Raw genomic sequence first — 23,883 nt, 5'->3', positions numbered from 1 at the left:
GGGAGGATCGGCAGGCGCCCACTCACCCCGGCATCTTGAACCGCACCTGCTGCGACAGCCCGCCGCAACCGACGCCGCCATCGGGGCGGAAGGTCTTGCTCCACCGGGCGCCCGCCACCGTCTGCACGCCCGCCTTGGTGAACACGAACGGGGGATAGCTGAGCACAGCGCGCTGGTTCAAGACGCGGCCGTTGGCATCGACGTCGAACTGCGTCTTGGTCCAGCCTTCGAAGCCCCAGGCCATCGCTTCGTTCGGGAACACGCCCCCCGCCGACAGGAAATGTGGTGGCGCATCGAGGATCGCGCATTGGTTCGCAGCCAGCCCCGACCGTTCGAACGTCGCACGCGCGGTAGCGGTCTCGCCGGCCTCTTGCTGAAGCGAGGCAAGGCGAATCAGCGCACCGACGCGGAGCGGATCGTTCGCGACGAGGCGCTTGTCGTCGGTGACCTCTTGCAACAGAACGGTGCGGCGGCTGCGCGACTCGGTCCGCTCGGCAATCAGCAACAGGATCGCCGACCGCGCCTTGGGATCGTTCGCGTACACCGGCATCGACAGCAGCGGCGTGACGGCCCGTGCGTATGCGCCATCCTTCCAGCCGTCCGCGCTGTCGGTCTCGCGGACGCTTATGTCGAGCGGCAGTCGCGCGGTCGGCGGCGCGCCCTGCGCCGCGGCGATCGCGAGCGCACGACGCGCCAGAAGGTTGCTCTCCTCGCGCCCGACGACCGCGTTGTTCACGAGTTGATAAAGCGGTGGCAGCACGGCGAGCGAAGTGGTCCCGGACTTCGCTTCCGCCGCGGCAAGCGCCGCGCGCTGGCGAACGACCGCGACCGCATCCGCCCCACGGTCCTCGGTCGGCAGCGCGAGGCCCTTCGATTCGAGCCATGTCGCCATGTCGGCGTCGAGGAACTTGGTGATCGACGGACGCTCGAACGCGGTGGAACAGCGCATCTCGACGCGGACATTGTAGCGGAAGAACGCCGGCAGAGCCTTGACTTGCTCGGGCGTCCACGACCAGTCGCGGACGGCGCGTGCGAATTCGAGCGCGACCGCACCGCCGCCCGCCGCATAGATCGGCGAGACCGCGCTCACTACGCCGTCGTCGCCGATCGTGAACTCGACCACCGCCATGTCCGCGGGGCGCAAATCGGCCTCGCCGCCACAGGGCGGTACGTCCATCTGCACGGCCGGATCAAACTCGCCCTTGGTCAACCGCCCGGCCCCGGTCATCGCCATGTAGCGGCGCGCTTCGTCGGGCTTGCCCGCCAATAGCGAGGCGATTGCCGCATCGGAACGCGCCGAAACGTCGTTCACGTCGGTTTGCGACGTCAAGCCACCAAGCTGTTTGACCGCGTCGACGGCATAGACGCGTGCCGGTTCGTAGGCGCCACGATTGAGCAGCAGGATGGCGTGGCGACGCGCGACCAGCGCTTTCAGTTTGCCATCGACTTTGGCCGCCTTCAACAGCGCGTCGACCCGGACGAGCGCCGCCTCGGCGGCTGCGGGGTCGGTGAACGTCTTGGTGTTCGCCAACGCCAGCATCGACGCGGCTTTCAGCGAAGGCGTATCCGCGGCTGTCTCGGCGCTCGCGTAGGAATCGGCTGCACCGGCATAGTCGAGCGCGTTCTCCGCAATGATGCCGAGATCGTAATAGGCACGCCAGCGGTCCTCGGCGAGCGTCGGATCGCTGGCCGGGAGGAGCGCAAGCCCCGCACGGGCCGCCGTGACGGCGTCGTCGGAGCGATCGAGCTTGAACAGCGCGGCGCTCTTGCGGATCAGCGCGACGCCGCGGCTGCGCGACCCCGGCTTGGTGCGGGCCTCAAGTTTTTGCCAGGCGGCGAGTGCGCCGGCCTTGTCGCCCTTCGTGTCGAGTGCCGCGGCCGCGTCGAAATCCTGTTGTACCGTCGTCGCAGGGATCTGCGCCGCTACCGGGGCTGCCACCTGGACCGTCGCAGCGGCGACCGCTGCCATCCCCGCGCCAAAGGCCCCTACCCTGTCGAACCGCATCGCATCCCCCACGTCGCAACCTTGCGCGTCAATTGCTCGCAGTTTGCAATGGTTCGAAGAAGGATGCCAGAGGGTCTGTAAGCCGGGTTCTGTCCATTTCCGACCCTTCGGTCGAAAGTTAGGCGACCATTCCTCTAGGACGACGGTTGCCCGCCGCCTCAAGCAATCAACCCGGGTGACGAGCTGAAACGAAGCCCATGTGCCACCCCTATTCGATCTTGCTCCCGGTGGGGTTTGCCGTGCCGCCCCTGTTACCAGGCGCGCGGTGCGCTCTTACCGCACCCTTTCACTCTGACCGCCCCGGCTTGCGCCGAGGGTTGGCCGTCTGCTCTCTGTGGCACTTTCCCTGAGGTCACCCTCGCCGGGCGTTACCCGGCACCGTCGTTTCGCGGAGCCCGGACTTTCCTCGCGTGTCCGAAAACACCCGCGGCCGCCCGACCCTCTGGCGAGGCGAGCCCTAGCGCGGGTGCGGGCGATGCACCACCGTTTTTAGTGGGGGCGCTTTCCAACCGCTCTCCCCTCCCTGAAAGGGAGGGGCTGGGGGTGGGTCGGCCAGCTTTGGTCGCGACCGTCCCATGATACGGAAACCGACCCACCCCCAACCCCTCCCTTTCAGGGAGGGGAGAAAGACGTCAGTCGTCACCCATCGGTTTCGGCAGCAACAGCGCCAGCAGGATACACCGGCACTCCGCGTCGACCTCGCCATCGACCAGTTCGGGACGGAAGCGCCGCTGGAACGCCATCGTCGCCGCCATCCGGTTCTCGACATCGTAGCCGAACCGTTCGAGCGCGAGGCAGAAGCCGCCTTCGGTCCAGCCCGGGTCCATCAGATTCTTGGTCGGTCGCGGCAACGCCAGCCGACGCCGTGCCAGTTCGTGCCACGGAAACAGCTCGCCCGGATCGCGTTTGCGCACCGGTGCGATATCCGAATGGCCGACGATGTTGCCGCGCGTGATCTCGTGGCGGTCCTTGATCTCGGCGACCAGCGCCACGACCGACGCAATCTGCTCAAGGGGGAACGGGCGATAGCCGAACTCGTGGCCGGGATTGACGATCTCGATGCCGACGCTCGCCGAGTTGACGTCCTCGACGTCGCGCCAGTGCGATTTGCCCGCGTGCCAGGCGCGCTTGTCCTCCGCGACCATCCGCAGGACCGTGCCGTCTTCCTCGACCAGATAATGAGAGGATACCTTCGCCTCGGGATCGCGCAGCCGAGCGATCGCCGACGCGCCGTCTTGCATTCCGGTATAGTGCAGCACGATCATCGTGATCGGCAGCGAACGATCGTCGAAATTGGGTGACGGGGTCTCGATGAACTTCAAGCCAGCTTCCCTCATAGCCACCGGGCCAGCACCGATGGCGCAGTCTCGATCGTGGCGATCGTGACGCCGCATTGTGACGCCACCGCCCGACCGCATCAATAGCCAACGCGCGGGAGGCGACGCTTCGTAGAGGCATCGTGGACGAGGATAGACGTGATTCGGCTCGTCCCTCTTGCCGTCTGACCGCATCCGCGCGAAAGCCGCTCGCGAAAAGGGAGTTGCCATGTCCGTGATGTCCGACCGCTGGATCCGCGAGCGCGCGCTGGGCGATGCGATGATCGAACCGTTCCACGAAGCACAGCGCCGCGACGGCTGCATCTCGTACGGGCTATCGTCCTATGGATACGATGCGCGCGTTGCCGACGAGTTCAAGATCTTCACCAACGTCGACAGCGCGATCGTCGACCCGAAGGACTTCGCAGCCAACAGCTTCGTCGACCGCAAGACCGACGTCTGCATCATCCCGCCGAACAGTTTCGCGCTCGCCCGCACCGTCGAATATTTCCGCGTACCCCGCGACGTGCTGGTGATCTGCCTCGGCAAATCGACCTACGCGCGGTGCGGCATCATCGTCAACGTGACGCCGCTGGAGCCGGAATGGGAGGGGCATGTGACGCTGGAGTTCTCCAACACCACGCCGCTGCCGGCCAAGATCTATGCCAATGAGGGTGCATGCCAGTTCCTGTTCCTCAAGGGGAACGAACCCTGCGAGGTGAGCTACAAGGATCGAGCGGGGAAATACATGGGTCAGCGCGGGGTGACGTTGCCGCGGCTCTAGGCTTGGGCTTGGGCTTGGGCTTGGGCTTGGGCTTGGGCTTGGGCTTGGGCTTGGGCTTGGGCTTGGGGTTCGGAGTGACGCTGGCGGCCGCCAAGAGTTCGAGCTCGGACTTCTGTTACTGGGTCGACCGGCGCCCTTTGCCTCCGAATATCGAAGCTCCCTTACGACAAGGTCCCAGCCATCCTGAGGTGGGGTAATCCGACCTCATTCCGTACCACACCCCCCGGCGAAGGCCGGGGCCCAAGTGGTGAGGTCTCAGTAATAACGCTCACCGCTCAGTTGGCAGCATTCCCAACTGGGCCCCAGCCTTCGCCGGGGTAGTGCGGTACTTGTCGAGGTAGACGGGTTTCCAGCTAACGACGACGGTGAGGTCGTACCTGGGCAAGTAGGACACGTCGTCGGTATGCGGCCCAACCGCGGACGGTTCCGCCCTCGCTGCCGTGACAGAACATCCATACGGCATCGTGCTTTACGGCCCATAACGGCTCGCCGCTCGACAGATACCGATGCCGAAGCTTGTTTCCCGGCGAAGGCGGGGACCCAGGCTGGGCTCCCGCTTTCGCGGGAGAACAAGGAAAGACGCGCAAGCATTCAAGCAAGGCCGCGCGCCATCCTAATCGCCGTCGCAAACCCTCCCGATCATGACCGCGCGCGAACGCTCACCGAGTCGCGATCTGCTGCGACTGCCGCGCCAAGGCACGGCTTGCGAGATCGTGCGACGAAACCACCGCCCCCGATGGCAAATCCATCGCGACGGCGGGCCGCTCCAGCACGGCTGCATACAGCGCACGCGCCTCCGACTCGCGTCCGGTACGGTGATACACCGACGCTAGATTAAGCATCAGTTCGGGCCGCTGCGGGAAGATCTTTCGCTCGGCGACGATTCGCTGTTCCGCCATCGAAAGGTCACCTGCCGCGATCGCGGTGTAGCCAGTGCGATCGACCGACGCCGACTGACCCGCCAACGCCGGAGTCGCGGCACCCACGGTTGCTAGAACGAACAGGACGGTCTTGCGCATCATCCATCTCCACTGACCTTCGCGTATCGGAAGGTTTCATTTTTGTGACAACGGTGTGTCACTTCGATGACTGTCATACAAGTACATTGATCAAGTTCGAAAAGGCGCACGCATAATCCTGCGGCGGAAATGCGCCCCGCCCCGCTCTACGTTGCGCCACGCCACGCCACGCCACGCCGCTCCACCCCGGCCCGGTCACCGCCCGGCCACAACCACGCAAAGAAAAAGGGCGGCCCCGGAGGACCGCCCTTTGGAAGTTCGATACTGTACGCTTCGATGCCGGTCGCGGAGCGACCTAGAAGTCGTTGCGGTACTGCTCGTTGCCGATGAAGCCGAGCTTGGTGATCGCAGACCGCTTGATGACGGCCAGCGTGCGATCGACCACTTCGTACTTCGACTGCGGATCGGGCTGGAAGTGGAGTTCAGGCTCGGGCGTCATGCCAGCAGACTGATCCAGATACTGGCGCAGCGTGACTTCGTCGACCGGCGAACCGTTCCACGCGACCACACCAGCGGCATCGATCGAGATCTTGTTCTTCTGGGGATCGACCGGGTTCTGCGGCTGGTTCTTGCTGTTGACCGGAAGGTCGACCTTGACCGCGTGCGTCTGGATCGGGATCGTGATGATGAACATGATGAGGAGAACGAGCAGGACGTCGATCAACGGCGTCATGTTCATTTCCATCATCGGCGCGCCGTCTTCTTTGCCGCCGCTCATTGCCATTTTATGCTACTCCTAAATACGTCCGAGCGACCATCAGCGTTCGGCATCAGCGTTCGGTGGTCCCGCCGGGAGGCGGTTCGGAGATGAAGCCGACCCGAGCGAACCCGGCCTGCTGCATCGTGTAGATCGTGGCGCCGATGCAGCGATACGGTGCGTTCACGTCGCCGCGGATGTGCGCCTCGGGCAGTTCGAGACCAACGGCATTGACGCCGCCCTGACGCGCGATTTCCGCCTTCAGCTTGTCGACGGCCCGCTGCAGCAACTCTTCGTGAGTCACTGGCGAGAGACCCCAATACACCTGGCACTGGCCGTTGGCCGACGTCACCGACAGCGAGACGTTCTCTGGCTTGGTCATCGTCGGATCGAAGCGAACATCCGGCAGCTTCAGCTGCACTGCCTGGACCGCGACGGTCGTCGTCACCAGGAAGATGATCAGGAGCACGAGCATGACGTCGACCAGCGGCGTCGTATTGATGTCCGATATCGAACTCTCGGTGGAATCGCCACCAACACTCATCGCCATGTGCGAACTATCCTATCCATATAATCGCCACCGGAACCGCCGGCGGCAATGAAGCGGGGCCGCTGCGAACAGCAGCCCCGCCTTTTGCGCGTCTTAGTTGGCGCGCGGTACGCCACCGGTCTGGCCGGCGGTCGTGGTCGTCGTGGCAGGCTTGGCCGAAACCGGCTTGGCAGCCGATGCCATCGACGGACGCACGGCGCCGTTCGAAGCGAGGAAGCCGAGCACGTCGTTCGAGAAGGCCGACAGGTCCTCTGCGATCGACTTGTTGCGGCGCTGCAGCCAGTTGTACGACAACACGGCAGGAACCGCGACGACCAGACCGAGGGCAGTCATGATCAGTGCTTCACCGACCGGCCCTGCGACCTTGTCGATCGACGCCTGACCCGATGCACCGATCTTCACGAGTGCGCGGTAGATGCCGATAACCGTACCGAACAGACCGATGAACGGCGAGACCGAACCGACCGTCGCGAGGAAGGCGAGACCGCCACCCAGCTTCGAGTTGATCGCGGCTTCCGAGCGCGCCAGCGAACCGTGCAGCCAGTCATGGGCTTCGACCGGATCGGTCAGCTTCGAATGCTGCTCCTGAGCGGCGAGACCGTCGTCGACGATCTGCTTGTAGGCGGAGTTCTTGTCGAGCTTGGCCGACCCTTCGCGGAGGTTGTTCGACGACCAGAAGGCCTGACGGACGCGCTTGCCCTGGCCAATGATCTTCTGCTGCTCGAACAGCTTCGAGAACAGGATGTAGAACGACACGACCGACATCAGCACGAGGATGCCGAACACGGTCTGCGAAATCAGGCCGCCTTCGCGGAGTGCGGCTTGCAGGCCGTACGGGTTGGCGTCGGCTGCGGCGGGCGCTGCCGCTGCAAGAATGGTGGTGATCATGTTCGGTTAGTCCTCTGACTATAGTCTATGTCTGAAACGAAAGGTGCAGCGTTTAAACTGACCCGATTACTGGGGCGGGATCTTCCACGTCACGCGACGCGAAGAACTCGACCGGATCGGGTTGCCCGCCGTGTCCATTGCCGGCGAATACCGACCACGCCGTGTGATCGCGGCGCAAGCAGCGCGATCCAGCGCGGACGAACCGCTCGACGACGTGACGCGGCAATTCTCGACGCGACCCTGGGCGTTGATGTCCCATGCGATCCCGACGGTGCCTTCTTCCTCGGCGCGCAGCGAACTCGGCGGATAGTCGTCCGTCGAAACCCACTGAGCAGGATCACCCTTCGGACCGGCCGCCTTGCTGACGACTGGCGGCGCTGGAGGCGACGGCGCAACCGCTGGCGATGGCGGCGACGGCGGAGCCGTTGGCTGGAACCGCGGAATGATCTGCGACGTCTGCATCTGCGGCGCAGGCTGAGGCGTCACGACGACCGGCGGCGGCGTCACGACCGTGGTCGGTGGCGGCGGCAGGTTTGGCTGGTCAGGCGGCGGCGGCGGGGGCTCGTCGGGCGGAGGCGGCGGCGGTGGCGGCTCCACGTCGAACGTCGTCATCTTTTCTTGGGCCTTTTTCACGTACTGATACGCGAGGCCCGTGACGAAAGCGTAGCCCAAGGCCGCATGAATCAGCGCGACGATCACGATCGCGACGATTTTGCCTCCGGACATCTTCTGGTCAGTATAGGCCATTCAGAAACGACACTCCCTTAATCTGCCTGCTCCGTACGCACGTATCCGCACCGGGTACGCGACACATACGTCTGCCGTTGGCCGGAATAACCACGGGGCAGTGCCCAAGTCCTATCGCCACGTTCTGCGACACGCAAACGCTTTGTCAGACGCAACAAACGTACAACCGTACGATGGCAGAATTATTTCTGTATCGTTCAGCTTCTGTCGCGTAGCCTGATCGCATGAATCCATTGCTTCACGTTACGGCTTCGGCCCTCTCGATCGCACTTCTGGCGTTGCCGGCCATGGCCGGCCAAACCGCGGAACAGCGGCCCGTTTCTGCCGATGCCGCCGCCCTCACGCCGGGTCAGCCACAGCGGGAAATCCCTAGCGCAGTACCGGGCGGAATGGGGTATGCCGACATCGCCGACCTCGTTCTTTCAGCACCGATCATCGCCGATGCGACCATCCGGTCGACGGCAAAGATCAAGCCGGCCGAAGCGCCGAATCTCGCACCGGGCCTTGTCCGACTATATGTCGAGGTCGACGTCACGGCGCTGATCCGCGGCGCCGATGGCCTGCCTCCGCGAATCGGGTACCTGCTCGACATCGCGCCCGATGCCGCCGGCAAGGTGCCCAAGTTCAAGAAAGCCCGGGTGCTTGTTTTTGCGCGGCCGGTGGCGGGTGCGGTCAACCAGGTCCAGCTGGTCGCGCCTGATGCGCAACTCGACTGGACGCCGACCTCCGACGCTCGGGCGCGAAAGATCGCCCGCGATGCGCTGGCCAGCGACGCGCCACCGGTCATCACCGGGATCGGCAATGCCTTCCACGTTGCCGGTGCGCTGCCCGGCGAAGGCGAGACCCAGATATTCCTGACGACCGCGGATCAGCGCCCGGTCTCGTTGTCGATTCTGCGACGGCCCGGCGAGCAACCGCGCTGGGCGGTCGCACTCAGCGAGATCGTCGACGAATCGGCCGCCCCGCCTGCCCCCGAGACGTTGCTCTGGTACCGCATGGCGTGCGCGTTACCGCCAAGCTTGCCCGAACGGAGCACCGGGTCGCTGGAAGCCGCCGACGCAGCGATCGCACGCGAGGATTACGCGTACGTGCTTGCCGCGCTCGGCCCCTGTGGGCGTACGCGGAAGAGCTAGTCGGAAGGTTTGCCCCCTCTGGCCAGGGGGTGCTGCCGAAAATGACGGAGGGGAATTCCGGCGGGGTCAGCGTGGAAGAATCTCGATAACCTGCCCGGTAGTCGACTGCGCCTGTTCGAGAAAATTTACCGCGGCATCGACATGAGCTGAGGCGGCGCCCTCGACCAGGACGATCGCATTCACGCGAGTCGCGGGGGACCGCTCGATGGCCAAGGGGCCGATCGATGCCCGCGCCTGTGCCATCGCCAGCGAGTCCAGCATGGATGGGATGACGACGACGAGCGACTCGCCCGCCCCTGCGCGTACCAACGCCGCGATATCGTCGCCCGGCTCCAACGTCAGCCGCATGCGATCACCGCCTGTGACGAACGAGCGTGACCCCGATGGCTTCATCGGCTTCGGCGATCGCCAGCTTCACGATCTTCACCTTCACCCGCAACACGCGCGCGTCCTGCAGGAACAGCGTCTCGCAGATGTGATCCGCCACGCCCTCGATCAGCGTGAAATGCACGCCGGGCGGCAGCGCGGTGGTCGCCGCGTTCTTCAGGTCGAGATAATTCTTGGAGGCCGACAACGGCGTATCCGGCGCAAAGTGCTTCGGGCAGACCATGTCGACGGTCAGCGAGATCCGCAGCGGCTGCGGCAGGTGCGTCTCCTCCGAATAGATGCCGGTCAGGACCTGCACTTCGAGATCGTGGACTTCGAGTTGAAGACTGTCTTCCATCGTCGCGCCTCTAGCAGACGCACGGCGAGATGAAAGTCGGCGATGCGAGTGAGCGCGCGCGGTTGGACATGCCGCCCTTTCGATCCTTCCCCGCCAGGGGGAGGAACGCTGTGTCCCGACCGATCGATTCACGAAATAGGCCGACCTTACCTCCGGGCACCCACACCCTCGGTTATCCTTGCGTTCAGCGTCGCCACGGCTAAAGCGCGCTGCCCTCATCGTCGACACGCGACGCAATCGGGGCAGGAGATGCCGGTGATCACGCTCGTCCCCCTCGATGTCATCAATCCGACCGCCGTCGAGATGCTGCTCGATGCCGCGTTCGGGCCGGATCGGTTCACGCGGACGGCCTACATGATTCGCGGCACCGGCACGCTGATCGCCGCGCTGAGCTTCGCCGCGGTCGAGGACGGCGTATTGGTCGGCTCGATCCAGTGCTGGCCGATCGCGCTGATCGACGACGACCGCCAGAGCCCGCTGGTGATGGTCGGTCCGGTCGCCGTCGCTCCCACCCGCCAAGGAGACGGCATCGGCCGCAGCCTCGTCGCGCGCGTGCTCGACGCTGCCGCCGCGAACGACCTCGACGATGCGTTGATGCTGATCGGCGACCCCGACTATTACGGCCGCTTCTTCGGCTTCTCAACCGAGCGCACCGCACGCTGGAACGCTCCCGGCCCGGTCGAGCGCCACCGTCTGCTCGCGCGCGGCGATGCCGTGCCCGACGCCGCCGGCATGCTCGGCCCCCGCACGCCGGTGACCGCACCGGCATAAGGCGCCGCTTTACCTCGGCCCCCTGCCCGCCTAGTCCGCCGCCATGCCCATGGATCCCCTTCCCGATATCGCCTCGCTCAGCCTCGCCGAGATCGCCAAGCTCGTCGAGGAGGCCAAATTGCCGCCGGTCGAGAAATGGAACCCGACGCATTGCGGTGACAGCGAGATGCGGATCGCGCGCGACGGCACCTGGTATCACCAGGGCTCGCCGATCGGACGGCCGGCGATGGTCCGGCTGTTCTCGACGATCCTGCGACGCGAACCCGACGGTACGCACGTCCTCGTCACCCCGGTCGAGAAACTCGATATCGAGGTCGAGGACGCAGCCTTTATCGCGGTCGAGATGAAGGCCGAGGGCAGCGGTAGCGAGTCGAAGCTCGCGTTCCGGCTGAACACCGGCGACCTCGTCACCGCAGGCCCCGAGCATCCGCTGCGGTTCGTCGAGGATACGGATGGCCCTCGCCCCTACCTCGCCGTGCGCGGCGGGATGGAGGCGCTGGTCGTGCGCTCGGTCTATTACGAGCTTGCCGAACGCGCGATCGCCGACGACGCGACGCCCGCCGGGCTGTGGAGCGACGGCGCGTTCTTCCCGCTGGAGCCCGCTGCATGAGCCTCACGGAACGGATGACCGCGGCGCTGGCGAAGGGCGCCGGGTCGCACATGATCCTGCTGACCGGCGACCAGCATGACGGCGATCTCACCGCCGCCGACACGTTACTTCCCGCTGCGGTGCTGATCGCAGTGACGGACCGCGCCGATCCCGGCGTGATCCTGACGCAGCGCACCGACACGATGAGCCGCCACCCCGGCCAGATCGCGTTCCCCGGCGGTCGGATCGATCCTGGCGAGGACGTCGTGACCGCGGCGCTGCGCGAGGCCGAGGAGGAGATCGCCCTCCCCCGCGACAAGGTCCGCGTGATCGGCGAGGCCGACAGCTACCGCACCGTCACCGGGTTCCAGGTGACGCCGGTGATCGGCATCATCCCGCCCGACCTGATCTTCACGCCGAGCGAAGCGGAAGTCGCCAGCGTCTTCGAAGTCCCGCTCGCGTTCCTCCTCGACGAGGCGAACCATGTCGAGGCGACGCTCGAATGGCAGGGCCACGACCGGCATTATTACGAGATCATGTGGAACGAGCGCCGCATCTGGGGTGCGACCGCGGCGATGATCGTCAACCTCGCGCGCCGCCTGAGATGGTCTTGATACTCCCGGCTGCGGCGTGGCGCGACCGTGACGGCCTGGACGCACTGACCAAGGTTCTTGGCGCGGTGGAGGGCGAGTCGCGCTTCGTCGGTGGCGCGGTGCGCGATACGCTGCTCGGAATCGACGTCGCCGATGTCGATATCGCCACCCGCCTGCCCCCGCAGGAGGTGATCGAGCGGCTTCAGGATGCGCGGATCAAGGCGGTCCCGACCGGGCTCGCACACGGCACGATTACCGCCGTCACGCCCGCGGGGCCGGTCGAGGTGACGACGCTGCGGCGCGACGTCTCGACCGACGGCCGCCATGCGATCATCGCCTATACCGACGACTGGCGCGAGGACGCGGCGCGCCGCGACTTCACGATGAACGCGCTCTACGCCGATCCCGCGACCGGCGAGATCTTCGATTATTTCGGTGGTCTCGACGATCTCGCGGCGCGGCGCGTGCGCTTCATCGGCGACCCGTGGCAGCGGATCGCCGAGGATCACCTCCGCATCCTCCGCTTCTTCCGATTCCACGCACGGTTCGGCACCACGATCGACCAAGCCGGGCTGGACGCCTGCACCGTACGTGCCAACGACCTGATGGCGCTGTCCCGCGAACGCGTGGCGAGCGAAGTCCTGAAGCTGCTGGTCGCGGCCAACGCCGTGCCGGTCGTCGCGCTGATGGTCGAGCGCGGCATTTTCCGTGCCGTACTGCCCGAGATCGACACCGAAGGCGCGGTACGTCTCGGCGTGCTCGCCAAGCGCGAAACGCAAGCCGGTATCGCGGCGGACCCGATTCGCCGCCTCGCGATGACGATCGCCCCCGCGGCGGCCGAAGCCGTCGGCGCCCGTCTGAAGCTCTCCAACACCGACCGAAAACGCCTGATCGCGGCCACCGCCGGCCCCGGCACCGAAGGCCCGCAGGCACTCGCCTACCGCGCCGGCATGACCATCGCGCTGGATCGCCTTCTGATCGCGGGCGACGACGTCACGGCGATCAAGGACCGGACCCCGCCCGTATTCCCGTTCTCCGGCGGGTCGCTGGTAGAACGCGGCCTGCGCAAGGGCCCGGACGTTGCAGCGATGCTGCGCCGAGTCGAGACGCAGTGGATCGCAGAAGGCTTCCCCGATGCGGCCCGAGTGGCGGTCATCGCAGACGACATGGTCGCCGACGCACTGGCCTAGCGCGGATCGCCCCAAAGCTCGCGATCGCCTCCCGTCAAGGGAGGGATCGCTGGCTGGTCGTGGATTGTCTCAGCTATCGATGACGCCAGCCTGACGCCAGCGGCCTGGACGGCGCAATACGACGGCGTTGGAAACGGCGCCAACATCGGCACGCCTTCGCCTATGGCTTGATCATCGCATACGCCGCATCGGCTTCCAGCGGCTCGGCATAGAAATACCCCTGCCCATAGGTGCAGCCGAGCGCCGCCAGGGTCTGCGCCAGTTCGTTGGTCTCGATCCCCTCCGCGGTCGTCTTCATGCCCAAGGCCTGCGCAAGGCTCAGGATCGCGCGCACGATCGATACCTTGTCGCGGTCCGCAAGCATGCCGGTGACGAAACTTCGGTCGATCTTCAGCACATCGATCGGCAGCTTCTGCAGATACGCCAAATTCGAATAGCCGGTCCCGAAATCGTCCATGGCGAGCGTCGTGCCGAGTGCCTTCAGCGCATGCATCGTCCCCGCAATCCGGTCCGGATCCGGCACGATCGCGCTTTCGGTCAACTCCAGCGTGAATCGATCGCCCGACAGTCCCGTTTGCGCCAGCGCGTTTTCCAGCACGGGTGCGATGTCATCGCGCTGGAGCTGGATCGCGGACAGGTTGACGGCCATCTTGACGCCGCAACGGCTGCCATAGGCTTTATCCCAGGCCGCCAGCATCCGTGCGGCTTCGTCGATCGCCCAGCGCCCCAGCGGCACGATCAACCCGGATTCCTCCGCGACCGGAATGAAATCGATCGGCGAGTGATGCTGCCCCTGCTCGTCGGTCCACCGCGCGAGCGCTTCGAAGGCGACGATCCGGCCGGTCGCGAGATCGCTGATCGGCTGATATGCCAGCCGCAACTGCCGGTTCTCGATCGCGCGTCGTAGTGCGGTCTCCATGCTGAACTGTGCGCGTGCGATCGCGAAGTCCTGCGGCATGTAGCTTTCCGCGCGGCCGCTCGACTTGGCCCGCTTGACCGCAAATTGCGCGTGGCGGATCAGTTCGGCGACATCGCCGGCCTCGTCCGCGCCGTAGGCGATTCCAACCGAGCATTCGACGCGGATCTCGTAATCGGTAAGGCGAAACGGCGTTGCCAGCGTCTGCTGGATACGTTCGGCAAGCGCGTGAGCCTCGGTCCGATCGTCGTCGATCGTCGTCAGGATACCGAATTGGTCGCCACCGATCCGGGCGATCGTGTCACGGGACCGGAGCGCCCCCTTGATCCGGCGGGCAACGGTAATCAGCAACTCGTCGCCCGCCAGCGAACCGAGACACGAGTTCAGACGTCCAAACCGATCGAGATCGATCGCAAGCACCGCGCTGTTGGTCCGATTCTCGACGCGTTCGATCAGCTCCTCGAAACCCTCCCGGTTGGGCAATCCGGTCAGGCTGTCGGTCGACATCTCACGCCGCAGGCTGCGTTCGGTCTGGACCTGCGACGTCTGGTCGATGAGGCTGATCGTGCAACGGTCGCGAAACGCGGCGAACGAACGCGCGATCGTGACCCGGTAGTGGCGACAGTCGATCGCGTCGCCCAACGCCCATTCGAAATCGGATCGCAGGTTCGGCGACGCCAGGAACGCGAGAATGCGGTCGCCGAGTTCGGCGATCATCGGCGATCGATCCGCCACGACGCCCAACCCGGCCAGGCGATACGCACGATTCATGGCGAACAATTCGAACTCGCCGGCCGTGACGACGACGTGCGCCGCCGGAATAGGCATGAGTTCGAGCGCGCGCGCGACCAGCTCGGTCGCGACGAATGATTGCATTATCGCATCCGGGGCGGTCGCTGGCATCCGATCGGCCTAGCAACCGATCGTTAAGACGTCCTAAAGGAACCAGAACGACTTGTTATTTCAGTTTTCTCAATCAGATGGCTTTTCAATATTTTAGCCGAAATGATTGTCGCGCGGGAAACCTGTTGGCGGCATTCTCCCGGCCGCCCCCCTTGCCGCGCGCCACGGCCCAAGGTCCGACTCGGTCCTTGTGCGACCGGTACCACCGCCCATCGCCCAGCTCAGGCCCTCGGCGAAGACGAAGGTGATCGCATCCGCCAGTCCGCCATCGCGGTAGCGCTGCAACTGGAGGCCCTGCCCGCGCGTCATCTCGACCAGTTCGGCCAGCGGGAACACCAGCATCTTCCGGTTGTCGCCGATCGCCGCGACGTAATCGTCGCCGGGTCCAATCGGCCGGACTATCTTCAACTGCGCACCCGGTCGCGGCGTCATCACCGTCTTGCCCTTGCGGGTCTCGGCGATCACCTCCGCCGAACTCACCGAGAAACCGCGTCCGTCGGTCGCCACTACCAGTAGTTTCGGATGCTTGCTCGCCGGTAGCAGCGCGACGATCCCGTCGCTGCCATCGAGGTCGATCATCGCGCGAACCGGCTCGCCGAACCCGCGCCCGCCCGGCAGCTTGTCCGCCGCCAAGGTATAGAACCGCCCGTTCTCGGCGGCGAGCAACAGCTTGTCGGTGGTCTGCGCATGGAACGCGAACGCCGGGCCATCGCCCTCCTTGAACTTCAGCGCTTCCGGGCTCGCCAGATCATTGTGCCCCTTCATCGCCCGGATCCAGCCACGCTGCGACAGGATCACGGTGATCGGCTCGCGTTCGATCATCGCCTCCAGCGGGATGTCGCGCGTCGGGGCATGCTCCTCGATCGTCGTGCGTCGTTTACCAAGTGGGGTCTCCAGCCCATAGCGATCGCGGATCTTCGCCATGTCCCGCTTCATCCGCGCGCGCTGCTTCTTCGGATCAGCGAGCAACGCCGCGAGCGTCGCCTGTTCCTTGTCGAGCTTGTCGCGCTCGGTCTTGATCTCGAACTCTTCGAGCCGGCGCAACGAGCGCAGCCGCATGTTGAGGATCGCCTCGGCCTGACGATCGGTCAGCGAGAACTCGGCGATCATCACCTTCTTGGGCTCGTCCTCGGTGCGGATGATCTCGATCACGCGGTCGAGATTGAGATACGCGATCAGATAGCCGTCGAGCAGTTCGACCCGGTCGGCGATCTTCGCCAGCCGGTGCTCGGTCCGCCTGCGCAACACGACGAACTGGTGATCGACCCACGCCGCCAGCGCCTCGCGCAACGACATCACCCGCGGCGTGCGATCCTTGTCGAGCACGTTGAGGTTGAGGCTGATCCGCGTCTCGAGATCGGTCAGCCGGAACAGCCCGTCCATCAGGATCTGCGGATCGACCGTGCGGCTGCGAGGCTCGAGCACGATGCGGATCTCGGTATCCGATTCGTCGCGCACGTCGGCGAGGATCGGCAGGCGCTTGGCGTTGATCAGATCGGCGATCTGCTCGATCAGCTTGCCCTTCTGCACGCCGTACGGGATCTCGGTGACGATAAGCTGCCAGCCGCCGCCCTTCTCGCGCTCGGTCTCCCAGCGCGCGCGTACGCGAAAGCCGCCGCGCCCGGTTGCATAGGACTCGCGGATGACCGCGGGTGGGTCGACGACCAGCCCACCGGTCGGGAAGTCGGGCCCCTTCACATGTTCCAGGATCGCCGCATCGTCCGCGTCGGGCGTATCAATCAGGACGATCGCCGCCTCCAGCAGTTCGGCTGCGTTGTGCGGCGGGATGCTCGTCGCCATCCCGACCGCAATCCCGCTCGCGCCGTTCGCCAGCAGGTTCGGGAACAGTCCGGGGAACAGCTCGGGTTCGTGATCCTCGCCATTATAGGTCGGGCGATACGCGACCGCGTCCTCGTCCAGCCCGTCCATCAGGTCGATCGCGACCTGAGTCAGCCGCGCCTCGGTGTAGCGGTAGGCGGCGGCGTTATCGCCGTCGATGTTGCCGAAATTGCCCTGCCCGTCGACCAGCGGATAGCGCATCGCGAACGACTGCGCCAAGCGGACCATCGCGTCGTAGACCGACTGGTCGCCGTGCGGGTGATATTTACCGATGACGTCGCCGACGACACGCGCGCATTTCTTGTAGCCTTGGGCCGGGTCGAGCTTGAGCAGCCGCATCGCCCACAGCAGGCGCCGATGCACCGGCTTCATCCCGTCGCGGACATCGGGTAGCGACCGCGCGGTGATCGTCGACAACGCATAGACGAGATACCGCTCGGACAGCGCACTGTCGAAGGGGGCGTCGACAATGGAGTCGAACGGATCTTTGAAATCGGTGGCCATTGCGCGCAGCGATAGCAGCCGGGAACGAAACGATCAAAGCATGAACGTATGTCGCGCATCACGTGCTCATCACGACGATATGCCCGCATGACGCGGTCGATCGAGCCCGCTACACCAACCCCATGATCCGCCTCGCCTTTCTCGCGCTTACCGCGATGTCCACGCCCGTCATGGCGCAAACGCCCGCTCCCCCGCCGCCCAAGCTGCTGACGTGGCCCGACCTGACCAAGCGGCAGAAACCGATGCCCGATGCGACCGTCGACTATGGCACCGACCAGATGCAGAAGGTCGACGTCTGGCTCCCCCACGGCAAGGGGCCGTTTCCGGTGGTCGTAATGGTTCATGGCGGCTGCTGGACGACGAGCATCGCCGATCGCAGCCTGATGAACTGGATCGCCGACGACCTGCGCAACACCGGTGTCGCGGTCTGGAACATCGACTATCGCGGTATCGACCGTACCGGCGGGGGCTATCCCGGCACGTTCGCGGATGCTGCGAAAGCCGCGGACCAACTCACGGTAAACGCGAAGAGGTTTAACCTGGACACGCGCCGCGTGCTATCGATCGGACACTCCGCCGGTGGCCACCTTGCACTGTGGCTCGCTGCCCGTCCGAAGCTTCCAACGTCGAGCCCGCTCTACACCGCGCATCCGCTCCGTATCCGTCACGTCATCAGCCTCGGCGGCCTGCCCGATCTCGAAGCCACCGCGACCAACGCCGACAATGGGTGCGGCACCGAAGTCGTCGCGAAACTGGTCGGCGCGCCCACCCCGCAGCACACCGACGTCTACGCCGACACCTCGGTCCCGCGCCTCCTGCCGCTCGGCGCGAAGCAAGACTTGGTCAACGGCCGCGAGGACCGGATCATCCCCTTCGTCATGGCCACCGACTACGTCGTCAAGGCAACCGCAGCCGGTGACACCGCCACGCTCCACGCGATGCCCGCTACCGGCCATGTCGAACTGATCGCGCCCGAAACGCCCGCATGGGCCGAAGCCAAACGCCTGATCCTGTCCTATTTCGGAAAGACCCAGTGACTCTCGAACCCGTGACCCTCGAAGACGCCCGCGCACTCGACGCGACCGATCCGCTCGCCGCGTACCGCGACAAGTTCGCGCTGCCGGAAGGCGTGATCTACCTCGACGGCAACTCGCTCGGCGCGTTGCCCAAGGCCACGCCCGCCGCGCTCGCCGACGTCGCCACCCGGCAATGGGGCAACCGCCTCATCCGCAGCTGGAACGAAGGCTGGATCGAGGCCCCCCAGCGGATCGGCACGAAGATCGCTCCCCTGATCGGCGCGGGCGAGGACGAGGTCATCATCGGCGACACGACGTCGACGCATCTTTTCAAGGCCTTGGTCGCCGCTCTGCGCAGCAACCCGAATCGCCACGCCGTCATCAGCGAAGCCGGCAACTTCCCCACCGACCTGCACGTCGCAGAAGGTGCAGTCGCCTGCGTCCCCGGCGCGCGACTGAAGGTCGTCGCGCGCGAAGACCTCGCAGCAGGGCTCGACGACGACACCGCGGTACTGCTGCTCACGCACGTCCACTACAAGACGAGCGACCGCTTCGACATGCCCGCTTGGACCGCCCGTGCGCACGACGCCGGCGCGCTCATGCTCTGGGACCTGAGCCACAGCGTCGGCGCGGTTCCGATCGACCTCGACGGCGCGAACGCCGACCTCGCCGTCGGGTGCACATACAAATATCTCAATGGCGGCCCCGGCGCGCCCGCATTCCTTTACGTCGCCAAGCGCTGGCAGGAGGCGCTGGCCAGTCCTCTCTCCGGCTGGATGGGCCACGCCGCACCCTTCGCGTTCGAGGATTCCTACCGCCCCGCCCCCGGCATGAAGCGCTGGCTCGCCGGCACGCCCGCGATGCTCTCGACCGCCGCACTCGAAACCGCACTCGACCTCTGGGCCGACATCGACCAGCAACTGGTTGCCACCAAGAGCGCGCAACTGTTCGACATCCTCGCTACAGCCGGCGACGCGTTAGGCCTCGACTGCGTGAGCCCCCGAGACCCCGCCAAACGCGGCAGCCACATCAGCTTCCGCCACCCGCACGCCTATGAGCTTACTCAAGCCCTCATAGCGCAAGGCGTAATCGGCGACTTCCGCGCCCCAGACATCCTCCGCCTCGGCCTGACGCCGTTGTACTTGAGCCATGAAGATATTTGGCAGGCGTGTGAGATGCTGCATAAAATTATTATCAGTGAAAGTTGGAAAGACCCACGCTTCTCGACACGACTTGCTGTCACCTGATGTCAATTGACCGCAATCCTGATCGCATTGATAGTATATCCCGACGAACGGGAGAGCGGGCATGCGATACGTGGTTATTGGTGCGGTCATCCTGTCGCTTACGGCCTGTAGCAAGGCACCAAACGGAGCGCCGGGACAGAAGCTGAACACCTACGACGTTGAGCCGTCGGCGCAGGAACTCGCTAAATCACCGAGCGCGGCGAATGCGCCGCAACCGATCGCGGTAGCGATCCCGCAAATGGCGTATTCCTATAAATACGCGTTCCGGCTGGCCGGCGACGCGATTGGCCGAGCCGAACAGACGCACGTCGCGTTGTGCGACAGGCTCGGTCCCGCCCGATGCCAAGTGCTTGCGTTGGACAGCGGCAAAAGCGACGGTACGGCATCGACCGGCACGCTAAAACTGCGCGTCCAAAGTAGTATTGCCCGCCGCTTTGGCCAACAATTGCAGGACACCATCGCCAAGGCCGGCGGTCGCGCGGTATCGAGTTCGATCGCGGCCGAGGACGTGTCGAAGGATATCGTTGATACCGAAGCGCGTCTCCGCCAGCGAACGCTCTTGGTCGAACGCTTGACGGAGATACTCAGGACGCGAACCGGCAAGGTCTCGGAACTCGTCGAGGCCGAACGCAGCGTCGCCGCCGCGCAGGAAGAGATCGATCAGGCCAAGGGCTGGCTCGGCGAACTTCGCGGACGCGTCGCCATGTCGACGATCGACATCAGCTACGATGCGGTCGCGGCCGATCCCAGCAGTCCGCGGTCCGGGCTAGGCGAGGCGATTGCCGGCTCGTGGAGCACCTTCTCGATCGGCATCGCGGCCATACTCAGCACACTGATCTTCCTTGCGCCTTGGGCCTTGCTTTTGGGGCTCGGTTACTTCGGATGGCGTACGGTCCGCGGTCGCGTCCGCCGCCGCGAAGAGAACGATCACGCCTGATTGCACCCCCCGCACCCTTCGCCTATAGGCGCGGCCTATTCCGGCCTCGGCTTCGCGGTACATATCGCGTAGGCTGGGGCCGCTCGATTTTCACCGCTCGATTTCCAGGGGACCGCGCATGGCTCGCCGCCGCCAGATCTACGAAGGCAAGGCCAAGATCCTCTACGAGGGTCCCGAGCCGGGCACGCTGATCCAGTATTTCAAGGACGACGCGACCGCGTTCAATGCCCAGAAAAAGGGCACGATCAACGGCAAGGGTGTGCTCAACAACCGGATTTCCGAGCACATCTTCACGCTGCTCGATCATATTGGCGTGCCGACGCACTTCATCCGCCGGCTCAACATGCGCGAGCAGCTGATCCGCCAGGTCGAGATCGTCCCGATCGAAGTCGTCGTGCGTAACGTCGCCGCAGGCTCGATCTCGACGCGTCTCGGGATCGAGGAGGGCACCAAGCTGCCCCGCACGATCATCGAATATTACTACAAGGACGATGCGCTCGGCGATCCGATGATCTCCGACGAACACATCGCTGCGTTCGGCTGGGCGAGCCAGGAGGAGATGCACGACATCGCCGACCTCGCAATCCGCGTGAACGATTTCCTCTGCGGGCTGTTCGCAGGCGTCGGCATCCGCCTGGTCGACTTCAAGCTCGAATTCGGCCGTATCTTCGACAACGACTTCGGCCGGATCATCCTCGCGGACGAGATCAGCCCCGATGGCTGCCGTCTGTGGGACATGGAAACCAACGAGAAGATGGACAAGGATCGCTTCCGTCGCGATCTCGGTGGTGAAGTCGAAGCGTATCAGGAGGTTGCACGCCGTCTCGGCCTGCTCCCCGAGGGCGCGGACAACGCTGTCCTCGACCTCGAAAAGCATCGCAAGAACCGGGGCAAGTAAATGAAACTCAAGGTTTTCGTGACATTGAAGCCCGGCGTGCTCGATCCGCAGGGCCGGGCGATCCACCACGCACTCGGCAGCCTCGGCTTCGACGGCGTGCAGGACGTCCGCCAGGGCAAGCTGATCGAACTGGAGGTCGCCGACGATACCGACGACGCGACGATCGACGGCATGTGCCGCAAGCTGCTCGCCAACACGGTGATCGAGAATTACCGGGTCGAGCGCGCATGAAGACCGCGGTCATCGTCTTCCCCGGCTCCAACTGCGACCGCGACATCGCCGTCGCGCTGGAGGCGGTGACCGGCGTCAAGCCGCTGATGGTCTGGCACGGTGATGCGGACTTGCCGGCGGACGTCGGCCTGGTCGCGGTGCCCGGTGGCTTCTCGTACGGCGACTATCTCCGCTCGGGCGCGATCGCGGCGCGGTCGCCGATCATGCGGGCGGTTGTCGAGCAGGCAGGCAAGGGGTTGCCCGTGCTCGGTGTCTGCAACGGTTTCCAGGTGTTGACCGAAGCGGGTCTCCTGCCCGGCGCGCTGATGCGCAACGAGGGGCTGAACTTCGTCTGCCGCGATGTTGCGCTGACCGTCGAGACGGCAAGCTCGACCTTCACGTCGGGCTATTCCGCGGGCGAACGCGTGTCCTTCCCGGTCGCGCATCATGACGGCAACTACTTCGCCGACACCGAAACGCTCGACCGCCTCGAAGGCGAAGGCCGCGTGGCGTTCCGTTATGCCGAGAGCGTCAACGGTTCGGCTCGCAACATCGCCGGGTTGCTGAACGACAAGGGCAACGTCCTCGGCGTGATGCCCCACCCGGAGCGCCGCATCGAAGCCGCGCACGGCGGCACGGATGGCCGCCGGTTGTTCCAGGGCTTGCTGGAAGCGGTGGGCTAAACCTTTAGCACCTTTGCGCGGGCGAGCAGGACGATCACGCTGGGCCAGAACAGGGTGTTCCAGATGTCGTGCCAGTTCGCCCAAAGGTGGATCGGCGTGCCGTAGACGACGCTGTCCCGAAGATCCCATATCTCTCCGGCGATGGCGGCCAAGAGAACGGTCAGCCACGGCCGTCGATCGGACAATCGCCATTTGAACAGCGTGGCGCTGCCCAGAAACATCGCGAGCGCAACGTAGACGTGGAGCGCGTCCTTCGCCAAATCCATATGCCCGACCATCCAGAATTTGACGGTCTGGAGCGGGCTCATACCCGCGTGCGGAACGGCGAGAAGTCCGTCCCCCGGTCGTAGACGTCGACGCCCTCGCGCCGCTTCAGCCACCCCACCGCCACATACGTCAGCGGCGTCAGCAGCACTTCCCACGAAACCTTCAGCAGGAACTGGCTGACCATCACCATCAGCATCGCCTCCACCGGCCAGTCCGGCGCGCCGTAGAACGCGAGCGGATAGAAGATCAGGCTGTCGAACGCCTGCCCCACGACCGTGCTGCCGATCGTGCGCGTCCACAGCATCCGCCCCTGCGTCCAGATCTTCATCCGCGCGAGCACGAAGCTGTTGGCAAACTCTCCCACCCAGAACGCGCAGATCGACGCGAACACGATCCGCGGCACCTGCCCGAACACGGACTCATACGCCGCCTGCCCCGTCCACCCTTGGTCGGGCGGCAGCGCTACGACGACCGCCGACATGAACACCATGAACAGCATCGCGCCGAACCCCACCCAGATGCAGCGCCGGGCGTACGCATAGCCATACACCTCGGTCAGGACGTCGCCGATCACATAGCTGACCGGGAAGAACAGGATTCCGGCGCCGAACGGCCACGCGCCGATCAACGGCAAGTCGATCACCGCACGCTTGCCCGCGCCGATCACGTTCGACAGCAGCAGGATCGTGACGAACGCCGCCATCACGAAATCGAAATAGCGAAACTGCGCGCCACTGACCGCGCTTGCGGCAATCGGCTCCGGGCCCGGCGCCGGCCCCCGCGCGCGTTCCGTGTCCTTGGCCGTATCAATATCCATTCGCGCGTTATGATCGAGGTTCCAAGCCCGCACAATCCGCGCTAGTCGTCGCCGCAGCGCGCGCCCGTAGCTCAGCTGGATAGAGCAAGGAGCTTCTACCTCCTCGGTCGGGGGTTCGAACCCCTCCGGGCGCGCCACCCTCCACCGATCTACTGCCGCCAGCAAATATGGCTGAACCCCGATCCTGCGCGCGACGCCACTAACCGGTTCAGGTATCGCGCGATCATGGCAAAGAAGAAACGCTATCTGACCGCAACGATGGCGGACGGCTACACCAAGAAGATCGGGCCGACCTCTGCCCCATTTACGCACTATTGGCGCATCGTCGCGCATTTACGCGGCGGCACGACCGAGGTCTTCTGGGGTCATTCGAAATCGATCGCCGACGCAACCGGCAAGAAAACCGCAGCCGCCGATGCGGCCCGACAGCGCGATTGGCAAAGCTTCGACTTCGAGATTGTCGAACTGATCGAATCGTAGGTCGCCCGGCAAAACACGAGCGCCCATTTCCAATCCGATCGAACCGCCACCGGGTGCCGTGGCCTACGGTTTGGTGCAACGTTACGAGTGCAGCGGCGCGCGCCAGGCGACCGTACCTCCCAAAAGCTTCCGTCAAAGACTCGTCACCACGATTTATATG

General features: G+C 65.0%; 26 protein-coding genes, 1 tRNA gene and 1 other RNA gene. 14 read left to right on the top strand and 14 right to left on the bottom strand.

The features are described from left to right. Positions 1-22: 22 nt before the first annotated feature. The 3 genes from BM244_RS02760 to BM244_RS02750 all read right to left on the bottom strand — a co-directional run bounded on the left by BM244_RS02760 (position 23) and on the right by BM244_RS02750 (position 3,327). Entirely contained in the window at positions 23-2,005 is a 1,983-nt protein-coding gene (locus BM244_RS02760; protein WP_139226854.1) for an energy transducer TonB, read from the bottom strand. A gap of 62 nt (positions 2,006-2,067) precedes the next feature. After that, positions 2,068-2,451, bottom strand: an RNA gene (gene rnpB / locus BM244_RS02755) — RNase P RNA component class A. Between the two features lie 186 nt (positions 2,452-2,637). Then, positions 2,638-3,327 carry an N-acetylmuramoyl-L-alanine amidase gene (locus BM244_RS02750; protein WP_254784238.1) on the bottom strand — a complete coding sequence of 230 codons (690 nt, stop codon included), beginning with the start codon at positions 3,325-3,327 and terminating at the stop codon, positions 2,638-2,640. A 223-nt stretch (positions 3,328-3,550) separates the two neighbouring features. On the opposite strand from BM244_RS02750, the gene dcd reads away from it, so the two are divergent. Beyond that, complete coding sequence (gene dcd, locus BM244_RS02745; protein ID WP_093397227.1) at positions 3,551-4,105, top strand: dCTP deaminase; 555 nt, start codon at positions 3,551-3,553, stop codon at positions 4,103-4,105. Positions 4,106-4,764: 659 nt separating this feature from the next. On the opposite strand, the gene BM244_RS02735 is transcribed toward dcd, so the two are convergent. The 5 genes from BM244_RS02735 to BM244_RS02715 form a co-directional block, all read right to left on the bottom strand. Continuing rightward, positions 4,765-5,124, bottom strand: coding sequence for a tetratricopeptide repeat protein (locus BM244_RS02735; protein ID WP_093398063.1), 360 nt, complete (start codon positions 5,122-5,124; stop codon positions 4,765-4,767). A gap of 295 nt (positions 5,125-5,419) precedes the next feature. Next, positions 5,420-5,848 (bottom strand): ExbD/TolR family protein, encoded by a 429-nt coding sequence (locus BM244_RS02730; protein WP_254784237.1) that lies wholly within the window; start codon positions 5,846-5,848, stop codon positions 5,420-5,422. 46 nt (positions 5,849-5,894) lie between these two features. Next, a complete protein-coding gene (locus tag BM244_RS02725; RefSeq protein ID WP_093397221.1) occupies positions 5,895-6,371 on the bottom strand; it encodes an ExbD/TolR family protein in 477 nt (158 codons plus the stop codon). Between the two features lie 93 nt (positions 6,372-6,464). Then, the gene (locus BM244_RS02720; protein ID WP_093397218.1) at positions 6,465-7,259 is read right to left on the bottom strand and encodes a MotA/TolQ/ExbB proton channel family protein; all 795 of its coding nucleotides are present in this window, start codon (positions 7,257-7,259) and stop codon (positions 6,465-6,467) included. A 66-nt stretch (positions 7,260-7,325) separates the two neighbouring features. Further along, positions 7,326-8,006, bottom strand: a complete 681-nt coding sequence (locus BM244_RS02715; RefSeq protein ID WP_093397216.1) for an energy transducer TonB — start codon at positions 8,004-8,006, stop codon at positions 7,326-7,328. 224 nt (positions 8,007-8,230) lie between these two features. Between BM244_RS02715 and BM244_RS02710 the strand changes: the two genes are divergently transcribed. Next, positions 8,231-9,139, top strand: coding sequence for a hypothetical protein (locus BM244_RS02710; protein ID WP_093397214.1), 909 nt, complete (start codon positions 8,231-8,233; stop codon positions 9,137-9,139). Positions 9,140-9,205: 66 nt separating this feature from the next. Here the strand turns inward: BM244_RS02710 and BM244_RS02705 are convergent, their stop codons facing one another. Beyond that, positions 9,206-9,487, bottom strand: a complete 282-nt coding sequence (locus BM244_RS02705; protein WP_093397213.1) for a Rossmann fold domain-containing protein — start codon at positions 9,485-9,487, stop codon at positions 9,206-9,208. Between the two features lie 4 nt (positions 9,488-9,491). Next, on the bottom strand, positions 9,492-9,863 hold the full coding sequence (locus BM244_RS02700; RefSeq protein WP_093397212.1) for a dihydroneopterin aldolase: 372 nt from the start codon (positions 9,861-9,863) through the stop codon (positions 9,492-9,494). 255 nt (positions 9,864-10,118) lie between these two features. On the opposite strand from BM244_RS02700, the gene BM244_RS02695 reads away from it, so the two are divergent. The 4 genes from BM244_RS02695 to BM244_RS02680 are packed head-to-tail and all read left to right on the top strand — an operon-like array spanning position 10,119 to position 13,006. After that, positions 10,119-10,634, top strand: a complete 516-nt coding sequence (locus BM244_RS02695; RefSeq protein ID WP_093398062.1) for a GNAT family N-acetyltransferase — start codon at positions 10,119-10,121, stop codon at positions 10,632-10,634. Between the two features lie 43 nt (positions 10,635-10,677). Beyond that, positions 10,678-11,244 (top strand): DUF1285 domain-containing protein, encoded by a 567-nt coding sequence (locus tag BM244_RS02690; protein ID WP_093397210.1) that lies wholly within the window; start codon positions 10,678-10,680, stop codon positions 11,242-11,244. Continuing rightward, a complete protein-coding gene (locus BM244_RS02685; RefSeq protein WP_093397208.1) occupies positions 11,241-11,837 on the top strand; it encodes a CoA pyrophosphatase in 597 nt (198 codons plus the stop codon). The genes BM244_RS02690 and BM244_RS02685 overlap by 4 nt, the downstream gene beginning before the upstream one ends. Further along, on the top strand, positions 11,828-13,006 hold the full coding sequence (locus BM244_RS02680) for a CCA tRNA nucleotidyltransferase (protein ID WP_093397207.1): 1,179 nt from the start codon (positions 11,828-11,830) through the stop codon (positions 13,004-13,006). The genes BM244_RS02685 and BM244_RS02680 overlap by 10 nt, the downstream gene beginning before the upstream one ends. Before the next feature lie 160 nt (positions 13,007-13,166). Here BM244_RS02680 and BM244_RS02675 read toward each other — a convergent pair whose 3' ends face one another. Both BM244_RS02675 and parC read right to left on the bottom strand, forming a co-directional pair. Continuing rightward, on the bottom strand, positions 13,167-14,798 hold the full coding sequence (locus tag BM244_RS02675; protein ID WP_254784236.1) for a putative bifunctional diguanylate cyclase/phosphodiesterase: 1,632 nt from the start codon (positions 14,796-14,798) through the stop codon (positions 13,167-13,169). A 120-nt stretch (positions 14,799-14,918) separates the two neighbouring features. Next, a complete protein-coding gene (gene parC / locus BM244_RS02670; RefSeq protein WP_093397205.1) occupies positions 14,919-17,168 on the bottom strand; it encodes a DNA topoisomerase IV subunit A in 2,250 nt (749 codons plus the stop codon). Between the two features lie 62 nt (positions 17,169-17,230). On the opposite strand from parC, the gene BM244_RS02665 reads away from it, so the two are divergent. From BM244_RS02665 to purQ, 6 genes are all read left to right on the top strand, one after another. Then, positions 17,231-18,205: an alpha/beta hydrolase family protein gene (locus BM244_RS02665; protein WP_368086046.1), complete on the top strand. Its 975-nt coding sequence runs from the start codon at positions 17,231-17,233 to the stop codon at positions 18,203-18,205. Between the two features lie 11 nt (positions 18,206-18,216). After that, on the top strand, positions 18,217-19,431 hold the full coding sequence (kynU, locus tag BM244_RS02660; protein WP_093398060.1) for a kynureninase: 1,215 nt from the start codon (positions 18,217-18,219) through the stop codon (positions 19,429-19,431). Between the two features lie 61 nt (positions 19,432-19,492). Further along, complete coding sequence (locus tag BM244_RS02655) at positions 19,493-20,368, top strand: DUF4349 domain-containing protein (protein ID WP_093397203.1); 876 nt, start codon at positions 19,493-19,495, stop codon at positions 20,366-20,368. Positions 20,369-20,486: 118 nt separating this feature from the next. After that, positions 20,487-21,266 (top strand): phosphoribosylaminoimidazolesuccinocarboxamide synthase, encoded by a 780-nt coding sequence (gene purC, locus BM244_RS02650; protein WP_056050712.1) that lies wholly within the window; start codon positions 20,487-20,489, stop codon positions 21,264-21,266. Continuing rightward, on the top strand, positions 21,267-21,497 hold the full coding sequence (gene purS / locus BM244_RS02645; RefSeq protein WP_056050714.1) for a phosphoribosylformylglycinamidine synthase subunit PurS: 231 nt from the start codon (positions 21,267-21,269) through the stop codon (positions 21,495-21,497). Beyond that, positions 21,494-22,159, top strand: a complete 666-nt coding sequence (gene purQ / locus BM244_RS02640; protein ID WP_093397202.1) for a phosphoribosylformylglycinamidine synthase subunit PurQ — start codon at positions 21,494-21,496, stop codon at positions 22,157-22,159. Before purS ends, purQ begins: the two co-directional genes overlap by 4 nt. Here the strand turns inward: purQ and BM244_RS02635 are convergent. After that, on the bottom strand, positions 22,156-22,467 hold the full coding sequence (locus BM244_RS02635; RefSeq protein WP_093397200.1) for a hypothetical protein: 312 nt from the start codon (positions 22,465-22,467) through the stop codon (positions 22,156-22,158). The genes purQ and BM244_RS02635 overlap by 4 nt on opposite strands. Beyond that, positions 22,464-23,243, bottom strand: a complete 780-nt coding sequence (locus BM244_RS02630) for a queuosine precursor transporter (RefSeq protein ID WP_093397199.1) — start codon at positions 23,241-23,243, stop codon at positions 22,464-22,466. The genes BM244_RS02635 and BM244_RS02630 overlap by 4 nt, the downstream gene beginning before the upstream one ends. 60 nt (positions 23,244-23,303) lie before the next feature. On the opposite strand from BM244_RS02630, the gene BM244_RS02625 reads away from it, so the two are divergent. Further along, positions 23,304-23,380: transfer RNA gene (locus BM244_RS02625), tRNA-Arg, on the top strand. 88 nt (positions 23,381-23,468) lie between these two features. Further along, on the top strand, positions 23,469-23,723 hold the full coding sequence (locus BM244_RS02620; RefSeq protein WP_093397197.1) for a hypothetical protein: 255 nt from the start codon (positions 23,469-23,471) through the stop codon (positions 23,721-23,723). Positions 23,724-23,883: the final 160 nt, after the last annotated feature.

Source organism: Sphingomonas sp. OK281, from assembly GCF_900115295.1.
Taxonomy (GTDB): domain Bacteria; phylum Pseudomonadota; class Alphaproteobacteria; order Sphingomonadales; family Sphingomonadaceae; genus Sphingomonas.
This window is presented reverse-complemented; position numbering and strand designations above follow the sequence as displayed.